This is a genomic window from Dyella amyloliquefaciens (genome assembly GCF_004296575.1).
Taxonomy (GTDB): Bacteria; Pseudomonadota; Gammaproteobacteria; order Xanthomonadales; family Rhodanobacteraceae; genus Dyella; species Dyella amyloliquefaciens.
On record NZ_SAYT01000001.1, the window covers coordinates 1,089,532 to 1,104,505 of the forward strand.

Below are 14,974 nucleotides of genomic sequence, written 5' to 3' on the forward strand. Positions count from 1 at the left end.
CCGTTTTTGTTTGTGGATACTTGCCGCGCTCAGCTCGTGATCGCGGGCGCCGAGTGCAGGCGTTCGAAATAGCTGGCCAGGGTTGCTCCGACGATACCCATGACGGCGGGCGGGTCCAGCGCAGGGTCGTCGAACAGCATTTCCAGCGCCGCATAGGCCATGCCGTCGGCGACGCGGCTGATCAGTTCCAGTTGACCGGCGTCGATGTGCGGAAAGACCTGGCCCAGCTGCACCGCGATCTCGGCGGTGACCTCGCGTGCCGAGGCAAGCCGTACATCCTGCAGCGCAGGCACAGCGCGCAGTGCACGCAGGATCCACATGCCGCCCTGGGCCTGCTGGGTGACGCGATACGTCTCGAGCAACAGCCCGGTGAGCGCGTTTTCCAGCTCCTGCACATCGCCCTGGAAGACGGAGGGCGTGAGCCAGCGCGTGATCAGGGCATTCTGCTGCTCCATCAGGCGCCGGCCCAACTCGTGGAGCAGGGCGTACTTGTTCGGGAAATAGCGATACAGCGCCGGCGGTGAGAGCCCTGCACGCTCGCACACCATGTTGGTGGAGAGGCGCTCGAAGCCTTCCTCGGTGAGGATCTGCGCGGTCACGTCCAGCAGGTGCTCGTACGTCTCAGTCGCGCGTGATTGGGCCGGGCGGAGCTTGGGCGCAAGCTCGGGCTGGGCCGCCTTGGCGCGGCGGGTGCGGGGCGGGGGCGAGGACACCAGCAACATCCTGGGAAGGGGATTGTCGAAATTATAGTCGTAACTATACGATAGCTATCACTACCTTTTCTGGACTGCTCCACATGCCGGTTGCCGTGCAGGCCGCTTCATCCTCGTCCGTCGATCCGCTGGTGCTGGCCGTCGACCTGGGAACCTCGGGCTGCAAATGTGCGCTGGTGGGGCTGGATGGGCAGGTACACGGCTGGGCCTTCCGCGCCGTGCCGCTGCATCTGATCGGCGACACCGGCGTGGAGCAGGATCCGCAGGACTGGTGGCAGGCCTTCCTCGATGCCGCGCAGGAACTGCTGGCGAGTGATGCAGCCGTACGCCGGCGCGTGGTCGCGGTGTGCTGCTCGTCGTTCGGCGAGTGCACCATTCCGGTCGACAGCGATGGCAAGGTGCTATCGCGGGCGATCCTTTGGCTCGACATGCGTGGGGCCGAGGCGATCCGTCGCCGAGCACGCAGCGGCCTGCTCAACATTCAGGGTTATGGCCCGCTCAAGCTCGCACGCTGGCTGCGCCTGACCGGCGGTGCACCCTCGCTCTCGGGCAAGGATTCGGCAGGCCACATGGCGTGGCTGCACGATCATCATCCGGCGTTGGTCGAACGCACGCACAAATTTCTCAACGCGCTCGATTTCATGAACCTGCGCCTGACCGGGCGTTTCTGTTCGACGCACGACTCGGCCCTCACTACCTGGGCTACCGACAATCGTGACCTCGGACGCGTACGTTACGACGCGGGTCTTCTCAACGTGCTCGGCCTGGATCGCGACAAGCTGCCGGACATCGTGCACTCCACCGACGTGATTGGCACGCTGACGCCGGTTGTCGCGGACGCGCTGGGGCTTTCGCCGGCTACCCGCGTCGTGGCCGGTTCGGTGGACAACTCGGCCGCCGCCGTGGGCGCGGGAACCGTGCGCGACGGTGATATGCACCTGTATCTGGGCACCTCCTCGTGGCTGGGCGCGCACGTACCCGGAAAGCGCACGGACCTGGGTGCGTTCGTCGCGTCGGTGCCGTGTGCGCTGAAGGGGCGCTACCTCGCGATGGCGATGCAGTCGGCCGCGTGCAGCAATCTCGCGTTCCTGCGTGATCGCATCCTGTTCCATCCTGACGAACTGCTCAGGGACGAGATGCGTCCGGACGTCTATCAGGTACTGGATCGTATTGCCGACCGCGTGCCTGCCGGTGCGCGCGGTCTGATCTACATGCCCTGGTTGTTTGGCGAGCGCACGCCGGTGGACGACAAGACCCTGCGTGCCGGCTTGTTCAACCTTTCGGCGGAGCACACGCGCGAAGACGTGATTCGCGCCTTCCTCGAGGGCGTGGCCTTGAACACGCGATGGATGCTGGAGCCGATGCTGCGCTTCGTACGCGGATACCGTGGGGATACGTTCACCGTGGTGGGTGGCGGCGGCCAGTCGGATGTGTGGTGCCAGATGCTGGCCGACGTGACCGGCATGGCCGTGCGGCAGCCGCAGTCACCGATCCAGGCCAACGCGCTGGGCGCCGCCTTCGTGGCAGGCGTTGGCCTTGGTGAAATCAACTTCACCGATGTGCCCGATCGTTGTCGGCAGCGACAGGTCTTCGAGCCCCGCCAGGCGATGCGTGGCTTGTACGACGAGCGTTTCGAGACTTTCAAAGAACTGCACCGGCGCCTGGCGCCGATGTATCGCCGCATCAATCGCGAACAGGAGGCGACGGCATGAAGTTTCAGGCCGAACGACAGCGCGTGGTCGAGGTCAGCCGGGCGCTGGCCGATCGTGGGTACTTCGCCGCCACGGGCGGCAACCTGGCCTTGCGTATTGACGCCGAGCACATCGCGGTGACGCCGTCCGCCACCGATTACCAGGTGATGGAGGCCGCCGATGTGTGCGTGCTGCGTCTCGCCGATCTCGCGAAGGTCGATGGTGAGCGCAAGCCGTCGGTGGAATCGGGTATGCACGCCCAGATACTGCGCGCACGGCGCGATTGCCAGGCCAGCGTGCACACCCATCAGCCGGCGGCCAGCGCCTGTACGCTGCTGGGCCACGCCCTGACGGTCGACGAACCCGAGCATCGTCGCCTGCTGGGCCCTGAAGTGCCGCTGGTCGGTTATGCGCCGTCAGGCACCAGCTGGCTGTCGGGCAAGCTCGCGCGCGCGCTTCGCCCTGACATCAATGCCTATCTGCTGCGCACGCACGGCGCGATCTGTTGCGGTACCTCGCTCGACGCCACGCTACTCGCCTTGGTCGCGCTGGAGTCGCTGGCGCTGAATCAATTGCGTACACGCATCGCCTCGCGCCTCGCGGGCCAGCGCACACCCGACGGCGCGCTGCAGCGCCTGCTCGACACCATCGAAGCCCATCCTGTTCAGGACGTCATTGCATGAATCTCCCACGAGCCTCCATCGAGCCGCCCGCCGGCAGCGCCATTTCGCAGTGGCCGGATACCGACATGCTGTATCGCCGTTTCGACGCGTTGGTGAAGCAGCCGATGCGGCCCATCCGGCGCGACGAGATGGGTCGCGTCATGGAGTACTTCGAACAGCGTTGCCAGGGTTCCAAGCGCATGGCCGAGCAGGCACGCCAGGTGATTCCCGGTGGCGTGCAGCACAACCTCGCATTCAACCTGCCGTTCCCGTTGGCCATCGCCGAAGCCAACGGCGCGCACATGACCGACGTGGACGGCAATCGCTATATCGACTTCCTGCAGGCGGGCGGTCCGACCCTGCTTGGATCGAACGACCCGACGGTGCGCGGCAAGATCGTCGAGTTGCTGGAACATTGCGGGCCGACCACCGGCCTGCTGCACGAGTACGAGGTGAAGCTGGCGGAGCTGGTGTGCGAACTGATGCCGGGCGTGGACATGCTGCGCATGGCCGGTTCCGGTACCGAGGCGGTGATGGGTGCGATCCGCCTGGCGCGCGCCTATACCGGCCATCGTCGCGTGATCAAGATCGGCGGCGGCTATCACGGATGGAGCGACTCGATGGTGTACGGCATGCGCCTGCCCAAGACCGGGCGCATGGAAGCGGTCGGCATTCCACGTGGCGCGACGGCGAACACGCAAGAGAGCCTGCCCAACGATCTGGAAGCGATACGCCGCAGCCTGCGCTGGAATCGCCTGCGCGGTGGCACGGCCGCCGTGATCGTGGAGCCGTTCGGACCGGAGAGCGGCACGCGTCCGGTGGCGCACGATTTCAACGCGCAAGTCCGCAAGCTATGCGATGAGTTCGGCGCGTTGCTGATCTTCGACGAAGTGGTTACGGGTTTCCGCGCTGGCCTGGGTGGCGCGCAGGCGTATTTCGGCGTGACGCCCGACCTCACCGTGCTGGGCAAGTGCCTTACCGGTGGCTACCCGATGGCTGGTGGCATCGGTGGACGCCGCGACATCATGATGATGCTGGTTGGTGGCATCGGCACCACGGCCAAGCGCGCCTTCGTCGGCGGCACCTTGACCGCGAATCCGCTGTCCTGCGCCGCCGGCTACTACGCGCTGAAGGAAATCCAGCGTACCGATGCCGCGGTCAAGGCTGGTCGGGCGGGTGATCGCCTGCGCCAGGGTCTGGACCAGATCATCGAACGCCTGGGCCTGCCGTTCGTCGCCTACAACATGGGCTCCATCGTCCATCTGCAAACCTCGGGCGTGATGCTGCTCGACACCAGCAGTCTGCTGAAGCTGGCGCGGTTGAAGAACGAGGCCAAGCAGCGTAAGCACATGATGGAGGAAATGGGTGCGGCCTATACCGCGCACGGCATCATCACGTTGGCGGGCAGCCGTATCTACACCAGCCTGGCCGACACTGACGCGATCATCGACGAAGCGCTGAACGGCTTCGAAGACGTACTGAAACTGGTGTGACGGCCATGGACTTCGACCACCTGCTCGGTGATGTGCGTGTCCGCCTTCATGACCGGCATCTGTTGGGAATGGATGGCAGCGTGTCGCTGCGCCTGCCCGGCGCAGCCACCATGCTGTGGAGCGCCGCGGACGGTGGCGCGCCGCAGGCGATCGCCTTGCACGAGGCACAAGGGGATGCCGCGCTGCACGCGGCGGTGTACCTGGGGCGCGACGACGTGGGGGCGGTAGCCATGGGAGGCGGAGCGTTTACGCGCGTGCTCGGTGCTCTTGGTGGCGAGTTACCTCAAGTATTCGACGAGCAGGCGCGCCATCTCGGGCGCACGGCTACGCCACTTCCTGCGATGAATGGAAGCCTGGTGAGCGATGCACGCCGTTGCCTCGCCACCGGTGGCAACCTGTGGATCTGTGCACAACGCGCACTGGTGTTGGGCACCACCGCACAGCGGCTGGTGCTCAATGCGGAACTTGCGGAGAAGTGCGCCAAGGCCTATGCACTGGCCGCCGGTACGGGAGCGCGCGTGGATACCTTGCCGTGGTGGGTGTGTCGTATCGCGAATGGTCGCCTGCGCAAGGACCAGCGGCACGCGATCGAACATTTTGCGCGCGGTGAACTACCAGAAGAATCGGTCGGCTACTGAGGGGAAGCCATGAACGATGCTGCCATCAACGCACCAGCCGCCTTCAGTCGATCGGAGATTGCGTCCGCTCTGCTGCTGGGCTGCGTGGCCCTGATGATGCTGGGCCTGCAGCCGGTGCTGCTGGGTGAGCTGGTCAATCGCCAACGCATCTCGCTCGAAGGCGTGGGCATCGTGGCGATGGGTGAGATCTTCGCGCTGGGGCTCGGGGTGATCGTGGCGGAAAAGGTCCTGCCGCTGGGGCGACTGCGCGAAACCACTGCGTGCGCGAGCGTGCTGCTGGCCGGGGTGAACCTGCTTACCCTCGTCGCCAAGGGCGATCTCGCATGCACGGCGGTGCGGTTGCTGGCGGGACTGCTGGCGGCGGCCTTGTTCTGGATCACCACCATGGTGATCGTGCGTGCGGCGAAGCCCGATCGACTCGCCGGCATCTTCCTCACGCTGCAGACCGCGGTGCAGGCGGTAGTGGCCTTCTGCCTGGCGCGCTGGCTGATGCCGGCGCTGGGCTGGCAGTCGGGATTCGTGGCGGTTGCGGGGCTGTCCCTGTTGCCGCTCACGGTGTTGAACCGGATTCCGTTGCGACTGGGGCAGCATGCCGAAGCGGTGAAGCCGTCGGTGGTGTCGATGCGCGGGCTGTTCGCCTTGCTCGTCCCGTTTGCGCAGATGTGCGCGGTGGGTACGCTGTGGGCCTATCTCGATCCGCTGGGGCAGGCGGCCGGCTTCACGGCGAGCAACGCGCAGGTGCTGGTTTCCCTGGTGCTGCTGATGCAGCTGGTGGGCGGCAGCGTGGCGTCCGTGGCGGTGCGCTGGTGGCGTGCACCGGTTACGCTGACGGTGGGCGTGGTGCTGTTCCTGGCGATTGGGCTGGCGATGCATAGCCTGCCGATAGGACGACTGGCCGCCTTCGCGGCGCTTTGCGGCCTGTTTGGTTTTGGATGGCTGTTCCTGATGCCGTTCCACGTGCGCCTGGCGTTCGACGTGGATCCGCAGGGCAGGGTGGCCTTGCTGGTGCCGGCGGCCCAGTTGCTGGGCAGCGCGTTTGGCCCACTCACCGCGTCGTTCAGCGTGAGCGGTGACCAGGTGACGCATATACCGCTGGTGGCCAGCGGATTTGCCCTGCTGGTGGGGGCGTCGTTGCTGGCGCTGCGCTACCGTGCCTCGGAGAGCGTGCTGCGACCGAGTGGCGCAAGCCAGGATTGAGTTTTCCGATGTCCGGAATGGCAAAACGGCGCCCGAGGGCGCCGTTTTGCTGTCGCGTTCCTTGATCAGTACAGGACGCGGCTGCGCAGCGTGCCGGGAATGGCGGCGAGCTGGTCCCGCAGCAGGGCGGACTGCTTTTCGTCGGCGGCCACGTCGATCACCACGTAACCCACTTCGCTGTCGGTCTGCAGGAACTGGGCGTCGATGTTGATGTTGCCGGCCGAGAACAGTTCGTTGATGCGCGACAGCACGCCCGGCACGTTGCGGTGGATGTGCAGCAGGCGGCGGCTGCGCGGGTGCTCGGGCAGCGACACTTCGGGGAAGTTCACCGCCGACAGCGTGGAGCCGTTGTCGCTGTAGCGCACCAGCTTGCTCGCGACTTCGATGCCGATGTTGTCCTGCGCCTCCAGCGTGCTGCCGCCGATGTGCGGCGTGAGGATCACGTTGTCCATCCCGACCAGCGGCGAGACAAAGGCGTCGTCGTTGCCCTTCGGTTCCACCGGGAACACGTCCACGGCGGCGCCGGACAGGTGCTCGCTGCGCAGCGACGCTGCCAGCGCCTCGATGTCCACCACGGTGCCACGCGAGGCATTGATGAGCACCGCGCCCTTGCGCATGCGCGACAGCTCGCGCTCGCCGATCATCAGCTTCGTCGAGGGCGTCTCCGGCACATGCAGCGTCACCACGTCCGCGCGCTCGAGCAGGTCGTCGAGGCTGTCGGCGGCCCGGGCATTGCCGAGCGAGAGCTTCGATTCGATGTCGTGGAAGATCACGCGCATGCCCAGGCTCTCGGCCAGCACGCCGATCTGGGTGCCGATATGGCCGTAACCCACGATGCCCAGCACCTTGTCGCGTACCTCGAAGCTGCCGGCCGCCGACTTGGTCCAGCCGCCGCGATGGCACAGCGCATTCTTCTGCGGGATGCCACGCAGCAGCATGATGGTTTCAGCGATAACCAATTCGGCCACGCTGCGGGTGTTGGAGTAGGGCGCGTTGAACACCGGCACGCCCTGCAGGCGGGCGGCAACCAGGTCCACCTGGTTGGTGCCGATGCAGAAGCAGCCGACGGCAATTAGCCGTTTAGCCTGCTGAAGCACCTCCTCGGTGAGCTGGGTGCGGGAGCGGATGCCCACGATATGGGCATCGGCGATGCGCGCCTTCAAATCCGCTTCCGGCAGCGCCTTTTCGTGGAATTCGATCTGGCTGTAGCCGGCGCGCTGGAAGGCTTCCACGGCGCTGCGGCTGACACCTTCCAGCAGGAGCACCTTGATGTCTTGTTTCGGGAACGAGGTCTTCATGGGCCATGACGAGAGGATGAACCCCTCCACTATGCCAGACCTTGAGACGAATTTGCGGCGTTGCAGCACTGGACGTTGCACGTCGTCGCTGGCAGGCTGGGGATGATCCCAAGGACCTCTTCATGACCGACGCCCGTCTGGCCGAATTGGCCGACCGCCTGCCCAGCCTTCGCCTGCTCACCGACCCCGCCGACCTGGAACACTACGGGCGGGACTGGACCCGGCGTTGGACGCCTAAACCGCTGGCCATCGCCCTGCCGGGCGAGGTCGCTGAGGTGCAGGCCATCGTGCGCTGGGCGAACCAGCATGGCGTGGCGATCGTGCCTTCGGGCGGGCGTACCGGCCTGTCGGGCGGCGCCGTCGCGGCCCAGGGCGAGCTGGTGCTGAGCCTGGAACGCATGAATCGCGTGCTCGGCTTCGATGCGGTGGATCGCACGCTTGCCGTACAGGCGGGCATGACCCTGCACGCGGTGCACGAGGCCGCCAAGGAACAGGGCCTGATCTATCCCGTGGACTTCGCCGCCCGCGGCTCCTGTTCCATCGGCGGCAATATCGCCACCAACGCTGGCGGCATCCGCGTGATCCGCTACGGCAATACGCGCGAGTGGGTCGCCGGGCTCACGGTGGTCGCCGGCAATGGCGAACTGCTGCAGCTCAACCGCGGCCTCATCAAGAACTCCAGCGGCTATGACCTGCGCCACTTGGTGATCGGCTCGGAGGGGACGCTTGGCATCGTTGTCGAGGCGACCCTGAAGCTCGCCAGCCCCCCGCCGCCGTCGCAGGTGATGTTGCTGGCGCTGCCGGGCATGGATGCGCTGATGGAGGTGTTTGCGCTGTTTCGCGCACGCCTTTCGCTGCAGGCCTTCGAATTCTTCACCGATGTGGCGCTCAAGCACGTGCTGGCGCACGGTGCGCAGCGCGCGATCGACGGCGAGCATCCCTATTACGTGGTGACTGAGTTCGATGCCGACGAAGCGGCCCAGGACGCGGCACTGGCTGCGTTCGAGCACGGCATGGAGCAGGGCTGGATCAGCGACGGCGTGATCGCGCAGAGCGAAGCGCAGGCGGCGGCGTTGTGGCGCTTGCGCGAAGGCATTACCGAGAGCCTTGCGCCGCATCGTCCTTACAAGAACGACATTTCGTTGCGCATCAGTGCGCTGCCGTCGTTCCTCCACGAGATCCAGGCGTTGCTGGGGGCGGAGTACCCGCATTTCGACGTGGTGTGGTTTGGCCATATCGGCGACGGCAACCTGCATATCAACGTGCTGCGCCCGGCCGATCTTTCCGAGGCGGACTTCATCGCCCAGTGCGAACACGTCACCAAGTTGCTGGCCGAAACGCTGCAGCGCCACGGTGGCAGCATTTCCGCGGAGCATGGCATCGGTCTGGTCAAGCGAGCCTACCTGGGCAGCACGCGCAGCGAAGCCGAGATCGCCTTGATGCGTGGGGTACGCCAGGTGTTCGATCCGAAGGGTTTGCTCAATCCGGGCAAGTTGTTCGACTGAGCAGGCAGCCCGTAAGCCAACCCTAAGTCCCGGGGTTGCATGCTGTGCGGACTTCCTCACCGACAGGTCCGCCCCATGCAACGCTACCTCCTTGGTACCCTGGCTTTCGCCCTGACGATGGCCTGCTCCGTTCATGCGGCGGATGCCCCGCAGTCGGCCGACTACCGGGTGCTCTCGCAGCTGAAGCTCGGGGGCCCGGGTGGCTGGGACTACCTCAACTTTGATGCGCAGCGCCGCCACCTGTTCGTGAGCCGGGGCGATCGCGTCGAAGTGGTGGATGTGGACCAGAACAAGGCCATCGGCACGATTGCCGGTACGCAGGGCGTGCATGGCATTGCCATCGACCAGTCGATGCATCGTGGTTACACCAGTGACGGGCAGACCTCGTCGGTCACGGTGTTCGATCTCGATACGCTGAAGACCGTCGCGACGGTGACCGGCACCGGCGAGAAGCCGGACGCCATTCTTTACGATCCGGCGTCGAAGCATGTGTTTACCTTCAACGGCAAGGGACATTCCTTCAGCGTGATCGATCCGGCGAGCAACAAGGTGATCGCCACCGTGGCCCTGGCCGGCAAGCCTGAGTTCGCTGCCAGCGACGAGGCCGGGCATGTCTTCGTGAACATCGAGGACCGCGCCGAACTGGTGAAGATCGATTCGATGACCAACAAGGTGGCGGCGAGCTGGAAGCTGGGCACCTGCGAGTCGCCGAGCGGACTGGCGATCGACAACACGCACCATCGCCTGTTCTCGGTGTGCGACAACCAGCAGATGGCGGTGGTGGATGCGCAGAGCGGCAAGGTGGTCGCCAGCGTGGCGATCGGCGAGGGTCCGGATGCCGTGGTGTTCGACGAGGGTACGGCGACGGTGTTCAGCTCCAACGGCGAGAGCGGCAACATCACGGCCGTGCACCAGGACGATGCCGACCACTACCGTGTCGCGCAGACCATTGCGACCCAGCCGAGCGCGCGCACGCTGGCGCTCGATCCCAAGCTGCATCGCCTGTATCTCTCGGCGGCGAAGCTGGCGGCCCCAGGGGCCGAGGGTCATCACCCGTCCGTGGAGCCGGACAGCTTCACCGTGCTGACCGTGGGACGCCCGTAATCCCCGGGCTCCGGCAGCGGGGCGTGCTAGCCTAATTGGCCGACCCGTCCCCGCTGTCAGGAGCAAGATCATGTCCCAGCCGCTGCGCACGCTGTACCCCGAGATCGAGCCGTACGACAGCGGCATGCTGAAGGTCTCGGACCTGCACACGCTCTACTACGAGCAGAGCGGCAACCCGAATGGCAAGCCGGTGGTGTTCCTGCATGGCGGCCCGGGTGGCGGCACCAATCCGAAGTGTCGGCGCTTCTTCGATCCGGCGGTGTACCGCATCGTGTTGTTCGACCAGCGCGGTTGCGGCAAGTCCACGCCGCATGCGGAGCTGAAAGACAACACCACGTGGCACCTGGTCAACGACATCGAGCGCATCCGCACCCATCTGGGCATTGACCGCTGGCAGGTGTTCGGCGGCTCGTGGGGTTCGACGCTGGCGCTGGCCTACGCGCAGACGCATCCCGAACAGGTCACCGAGCTGGTGCTGCGCGGCATCTTCATGCTGCGCCGCTGGGAGCTGGAGTGGTTCTATCAGAAGGGCTGCGACGCGCTGTATCCGGACGCGTGGGAGCCCTACCTGAAGGCGATTCCGGAAGTCGAGCGCGGCGACCTGATGAGTGCGTACTACCGCCGCCTCACCAGCAGCGATCCGCAGGTGCGCGTGAACGCGGCCCGTGCGTGGTCGGTGTGGGAAGGCGCGACCAGCTACCTGTGGCAGGACACCTCGCATATCGAATCCAGCGGCGAGGATGAATTCGCGCTCGCCTTTGCGCGCATCGAATGCCACTACTTCGTGCATGGCGGCTTCTTCGAGCATGACGACCAGTTGCTGCGCAACGTGGAACGCATCCGCAAGATCCCCGCGGTGATCGTGCAGGGCCGCTACGACGTGGTGTGCCCGATGCGCAGCGCATGGGACCTGCATCGCGCGTGGCCGGAAGCGGACCTGCGCGTCGTGCAGGATGCCGGTCACTCGGCCTTCGAGCCGGGCAACATTTCCGAACTGGTGCAGGCCACGGATCGCTTCCGCGGCTGATCGATCTGATCGTGTTCTTGATCCCCGCCCGGTGACGGGCGGGGATTCGTGTTTCTGTAGCCCGGTGTCATCAGGTGGCCGGCGATGTGGCGAGTGAGAACACATGCATGCCGACGCCAGCGCGCCTTGCGTGGCGCTTGGCTCGGGCTGCAAGTGTCGCAATCGGCTGCGCACGCAGCGGCAGCGGCGGAGACAGTTCGACCGCACCCATCACGACCGTGGTGAAGGGGAAGAACTGCGGTTCTCCGCGTCGGTCCTTGCCGCGCAATCCGCCGCGTGCAACGTCCGTCGCGTCGAACAGGTGCGGCGAGCGTTGGTTGAAGGCATCGATGATGCGTTCGCAGCGCGCCTTCCAGTCCTCGCTCTGGAACAACACCACGAAGTCGTCGCCACCGATGTGGCCGATGAAATCCAGCGCGGGATCGACATGCTCGCCGAGCAGGCCGGACAGCAGGCGGATCATCTCGTCGCCGCGCGAATAGCCGTAGTGATCGTTGAACGGCTTGAAGTCGGTGAGATCGACGTGCACCACGGTGCAGCGTTCGCCTCCCTGCAGCAGTCGCTCCAGGTGTTCGGTCGTGGGGATGTTGCCGGGCAGGAAGGTCAGCGGGTTGGCGTGCCGCGCCGCGTCGATGCGCAGTTCGCTTACGCGGCGCACCAGCGCTTCGCCGGTACCCAGGCCCAGGTACTGGCCTCGCCGGGTGACGATGAAGCCGTCGGCGAGGTAACGCTGGTCCTCGCCGCGCAGCACGTCGGCCAGGCTTTCCAGGCTGCGGTGTTCATCGCAGGCCAACGGCGCACTGTTCATCAACGCGGTGCACGACTTGCGCGCCAGCAGTTCGCGCGCAAAAGGCTGGGCCATGCGCTCGTTCATCAGGCGTCGGTTGACCAGGCCGATGGGATGGCCGTCCTTCACCACGGCCACCGCGTGCAATTCGGGGTAGTCGACGAACAAGGCCATCACTTCCTCGTTCGTCTGCCGCGGGTTCACCGCGGGCGCTTCGATCAGCAGATGGCTGACCTGGGTGGGGCGCTGCGTGACCGGGCCGCGCGGGCGCGGCAACACCGGCACCGATGGCGTACGCAGCAGCCGTTTCGCTTCGGCCGAGGCCTCCGCGGTAAGTTCAGGCTGCGGACGACCGATCAGGAAGCCCTGTGCGTAAGGAATACCAAGGTCGCGCAGCACGCGCAGGTCGGCGGGATCTTCCACGCCTTCGCCGACCAGATCGGTACCGAGCGCCTCAGCGACCTGGCACAGCGAGCGCACGATCGCGAGGCGTCCCGCGCTGCGCGACAGGCCGTGGATGAGGTAGCGGTCGATCTTCACCACGTCGGGGTGGATCTCGTTCCACATCTCGAAGTTGGAGTGGCCGTTGCCGAAGTCGTCGAGCGCGATGCGCATGCCATGCGCACGCAGGTAACCCAGGGCGTGCGCAAGGCGTGCGGGGTTCTCCACGGCGTCGCGCTCGGTTACTTCGATGGTGACGCGCGCCGGGTCCAGGCCGCTGGCGGTCAGCGCATACAGCACATCGTCCGGCCGCAGTGCGCCCTGCAGAATGGCGTGCGCGCTGAGGTTCACCAGCAGCCGGCCGCTGTCGGCGTGCGCGGCGAAACTGTGGCAGATGGTGCGCGCCGCGTGCAGCTCCACCTCGGCAAGCCGGCCCTCCATGCGGGCAAGGTCCAGCAGGTCGAGGACGGAGAAATTGCCGGGCATGAAGGCACAGCGGCTCAGCCCCTCGTGAGCGACCACCTCCAGGGTGTCCACGCGCACCACCGGCTGGAACACCGGCATCAGACTGCCCGCGATGAGTGCGCGTTCGAGCATGGTTTTGCGGGAATGGTCGTAGACGAGGATGGCTGACATGCCTGGCTTGTCGTCAGGCCGCTTGCGCGACCTGGCGTAGTTGCATCGATGCGGGTGGAGGCGACACGTCCTGCGTCGACCTGGGAAGGTCTTCCTGTTCGGAAGGAAGACGGAAGAAGGTGACCTGGCGCATCAGTGCCTCGGCGTCGAGGGTCAGCGCGTGTCCGGTGGCATTGATGTCGTCCACCAGGCCGGCGTTGGCCTGGGTAATCCGGTCCATTTCCAGCATGGTGCGGCTCACCTGCGTGATGCCGCTGACCTGGGACTGGCCGCTGTCGGAGATCTGCGACACCAGGGTCGACATGCGCGTCATGCTCAGCACGATGCCGTCGAGCACGGCGCTCGAGCGCGCCACGCGTTCGCGCGCGACATCGACCGCGTCGGTGCTGTGGTTGATGAGGCGACGGATGTCCTTGCCTGCTTCCACGCAACGGTGGGCCAGCTGGCGCACTTCGCCCGCTACCACGGCAAAGCCACGTCCGCGCTCGCCCGCGTGCGCGGCCTCGATGGCCGCGTTGAGCGAGAGCAGGTTGGTCTGGAAAGCGATGCTGTCGACCAGGTCCACGATGTCCGTGATGTCCCGACTGGCGTCCTGGATGGCACCCATCGAATCGAGCGCTTCGGCGGCCACCTGCCGACCCTGCTCGACATGGGCCAGTGCCTCGCGTGCTGCGCCTGCGGCGCCATCGGCATGACCGGCGCCTTCGACGGCGCGTGACGCCATGTGTTCCATCGAGGCCGTGGTCTGTTCCAGGCCGGCAGCCTGCATCTGCGTGCGCTGGCTCAAAGCCTGGTTGTCGTCAGCGAGATGGTGGGCGCGCTCGTCCACCGAGCGGGCGCTCGCGCGCACCTGCAGCAGCACTCGCGTGAGCTGTGCGTCCATCGAGGCGAGCGCGCGCAGCAGCTTGCCCAGTTCGTCGTCGCCGCCGACCTCGATACGTTCGCCCAGCGAACCGGCGGCGATGCGCTGCGCCACCTCGGTCGCCAGGTTCAGGCGATGCATCAGCGAGCGCATCAGCGCGCCATCCATCAGGATGGTGAGGGTCAGTGCGACGGCAAGCAGCACACCCAGCGCGATCATGCCCTGGCGATCGGCGTGGCGCTGCGTCTGCACCTGCTCGTTGCCCTTGGCGAGCGCGGCCTGGAACAGGTTGGCAAAGTCGCTCTGCAGGGGTTCGTAGGCCGGCTGCACTTCGGTGCTCAGCTTCAGCGAGCCCAGGTCGAACTGACCGGCATCGAGCAGGGCGAGCGTTTCGTCGATGGTGCGGTCGGCTTCGGCGCGATGCACGGCGGTCAGCTTCAGCGCCTGTGCCTGCTCTTGCGCCAGTTCGCTGCCGAGCAGGGCCTTCCAGTGGCGTTCCGCATCCACACGGTCAGCATGGATGCGCGTGCGCGCGTCATCGACGGCGGACGGCAGTTGCGAAAGCACGGCGTGCACTACTGCCTGCAGGCTGCTGTTGTAGTCGTTTTGCACGCGCCCGACATCGGCGACCGGGCTCAGCGAACCTTGCACGAGACCCTGGATGCGATCGTCCGAGCGATGCAATTGCAGCGCACCTGCCGCGCCGATCACGGCGAGCAGTCCGAGAATGGACAGCAGGCGCAGCAGCAGTCGCTGGCGCAGCGTCAGTCCGGGAATCCACTTCGGTAGTTTCAACATGGCATGTCTGGGTGAGGGAACTGCAAGAGCTGTCGGCTCACCGCGCTGCAACTTTAGCTAAAAAAGCAAAAAAAAGGTCTATTAAATCAATTTGTTATTGGTGTTTTGAGTGGGCATTGAAA

Annotated in this window: 12 protein-coding genes; 8 read left to right on the forward strand and 4 right to left on the reverse strand. The window is 65.8% G+C overall.

Annotation, left to right across the window (positions count from 1 at the left end):
- Positions 1 to 29: 29 nt before the first annotated feature.
- Positions 30 to 713, reverse strand: coding sequence for a TetR/AcrR family transcriptional regulator (locus EPB08_RS04515; RefSeq protein ID WP_229238209.1), 684 nt, complete (start codon positions 711 to 713; stop codon positions 30 to 32).
- Between the two features lie 83 nt (positions 714 to 796).
- Between EPB08_RS04515 and EPB08_RS04520 the strand changes: the two genes are divergently transcribed.
- Genes EPB08_RS04520 through EPB08_RS04540 form a run of 5 tightly spaced genes read left to right on the forward strand, consistent with a single transcriptional unit; the run spans position 797 to position 6,394 of the window.
- Entirely contained in the window at positions 797 to 2,425 is a 1,629-nt protein-coding gene (locus EPB08_RS04520; RefSeq protein ID WP_130617820.1) for a xylulokinase, read from the forward strand.
- Complete coding sequence (locus tag EPB08_RS04525) at positions 2,422 to 3,087, forward strand: class II aldolase/adducin family protein (RefSeq protein WP_130617821.1); 666 nt, start codon at positions 2,422 to 2,424, stop codon at positions 3,085 to 3,087. Before EPB08_RS04520 ends, EPB08_RS04525 begins: the two co-directional genes overlap by 4 nt.
- Positions 3,084 to 4,559: an aspartate aminotransferase family protein gene (locus EPB08_RS04530; RefSeq protein WP_130617822.1), complete on the forward strand. Its 1,476-nt coding sequence runs from the start codon at positions 3,084 to 3,086 to the stop codon at positions 4,557 to 4,559. The genes EPB08_RS04525 and EPB08_RS04530 overlap by 4 nt, the downstream gene beginning before the upstream one ends.
- 5 nt (positions 4,560 to 4,564) lie before the next feature.
- Positions 4,565 to 5,197, forward strand: a complete 633-nt coding sequence (locus EPB08_RS04535; protein ID WP_130617823.1) for a hypothetical protein — start codon at positions 4,565 to 4,567, stop codon at positions 5,195 to 5,197.
- Between the two features lie 9 nt (positions 5,198 to 5,206).
- Positions 5,207 to 6,394 carry an MFS transporter gene (locus tag EPB08_RS04540; protein ID WP_130617824.1) on the forward strand — a complete coding sequence of 396 codons (1,188 nt, stop codon included), beginning with the start codon at positions 5,207 to 5,209 and terminating at the stop codon, positions 6,392 to 6,394.
- A gap of 65 nt (positions 6,395 to 6,459) precedes the next feature.
- Here the strand turns inward: EPB08_RS04540 and serA are convergent, their stop codons facing one another.
- Entirely contained in the window at positions 6,460 to 7,692 is a 1,233-nt protein-coding gene (gene serA, locus EPB08_RS04545; RefSeq protein WP_130617825.1) for a phosphoglycerate dehydrogenase, read from the reverse strand.
- 122 nt (positions 7,693 to 7,814) lie between these two features.
- Between serA and EPB08_RS04550 the strand changes: the two genes are divergently transcribed.
- The 3 genes from EPB08_RS04550 to pip all read left to right on the forward strand — a co-directional run bounded on the left by EPB08_RS04550 (position 7,815) and on the right by pip (position 11,328).
- Entirely contained in the window at positions 7,815 to 9,197 is a 1,383-nt protein-coding gene (locus tag EPB08_RS04550) for an FAD-binding oxidoreductase (protein ID WP_130617826.1), read from the forward strand.
- A 75-nt stretch (positions 9,198 to 9,272) separates the two neighbouring features.
- Entirely contained in the window at positions 9,273 to 10,301 is a 1,029-nt protein-coding gene (locus tag EPB08_RS04555; protein WP_130617827.1) for a YncE family protein, read from the forward strand.
- 70 nt (positions 10,302 to 10,371) lie between these two features.
- Complete coding sequence (pip, locus tag EPB08_RS04560) at positions 10,372 to 11,328, forward strand: prolyl aminopeptidase (protein WP_205746267.1); 957 nt, start codon at positions 10,372 to 10,374, stop codon at positions 11,326 to 11,328.
- Between the two features lie 70 nt (positions 11,329 to 11,398).
- On the opposite strand, the gene EPB08_RS04565 is transcribed toward pip, so the two are convergent.
- Both EPB08_RS04565 and EPB08_RS04570 read right to left on the reverse strand, forming a co-directional pair.
- Positions 11,399 to 13,192, reverse strand: coding sequence for an EAL domain-containing protein (locus EPB08_RS04565; RefSeq protein ID WP_130617829.1), 1,794 nt, complete (start codon positions 13,190 to 13,192; stop codon positions 11,399 to 11,401).
- A 13-nt stretch (positions 13,193 to 13,205) separates the two neighbouring features.
- Complete coding sequence (locus EPB08_RS04570; RefSeq protein WP_130617830.1) at positions 13,206 to 14,852, reverse strand: methyl-accepting chemotaxis protein; 1,647 nt, start codon at positions 14,850 to 14,852, stop codon at positions 13,206 to 13,208.
- Positions 14,853 to 14,974 lie beyond the last annotated feature (122 nt).

What these genes read in the sequence shown, in the direction of transcription:
- serA (WP_130617825.1), bottom strand. Translation starts at nt 7,692, where the DNA reads ATGAAGACCTCGTTCCCGAAACAAGACATCAAGGTGCTCCTGCTGGAA.
- EPB08_RS04520 (WP_130617820.1), top strand. Translation starts at nt 797, where the DNA reads ATGCCGGTTGCCGTGCAGGCCGCTTCATCCTCGTCCGTCGATCCGCTG.
- EPB08_RS04525 (WP_130617821.1), top strand. Translation starts at nt 2,422, where the DNA reads ATGAAGTTTCAGGCCGAACGACAGCGCGTGGTCGAGGTCAGCCGGGCG.
- EPB08_RS04535 (WP_130617823.1), top strand. Translation starts at nt 4,565, where the DNA reads ATGGACTTCGACCACCTGCTCGGTGATGTGCGTGTCCGCCTTCATGAC.
- EPB08_RS04540 (WP_130617824.1), top strand. Translation starts at nt 5,207, where the DNA reads ATGAACGATGCTGCCATCAACGCACCAGCCGCCTTCAGTCGATCGGAG.
- EPB08_RS04550 (WP_130617826.1), top strand. Translation starts at nt 7,815, where the DNA reads ATGACCGACGCCCGTCTGGCCGAATTGGCCGACCGCCTGCCCAGCCTT.
- EPB08_RS04565 (WP_130617829.1), bottom strand. Translation starts at nt 13,192, where the DNA reads ATGTCAGCCATCCTCGTCTACGACCATTCCCGCAAAACCATGCTCGAA.
- pip (WP_205746267.1), top strand. Translation starts at nt 10,372, where the DNA reads ATGTCCCAGCCGCTGCGCACGCTGTACCCCGAGATCGAGCCGTACGAC.
- EPB08_RS04555 (WP_130617827.1), top strand. Translation starts at nt 9,273, where the DNA reads ATGCAACGCTACCTCCTTGGTACCCTGGCTTTCGCCCTGACGATGGCC.
- EPB08_RS04530 (WP_130617822.1), top strand. Translation starts at nt 3,084, where the DNA reads ATGAATCTCCCACGAGCCTCCATCGAGCCGCCCGCCGGCAGCGCCATT.
- EPB08_RS04570 (WP_130617830.1), bottom strand. Translation starts at nt 14,852, where the DNA reads ATGTTGAAACTACCGAAGTGGATTCCCGGACTGACGCTGCGCCAGCGA.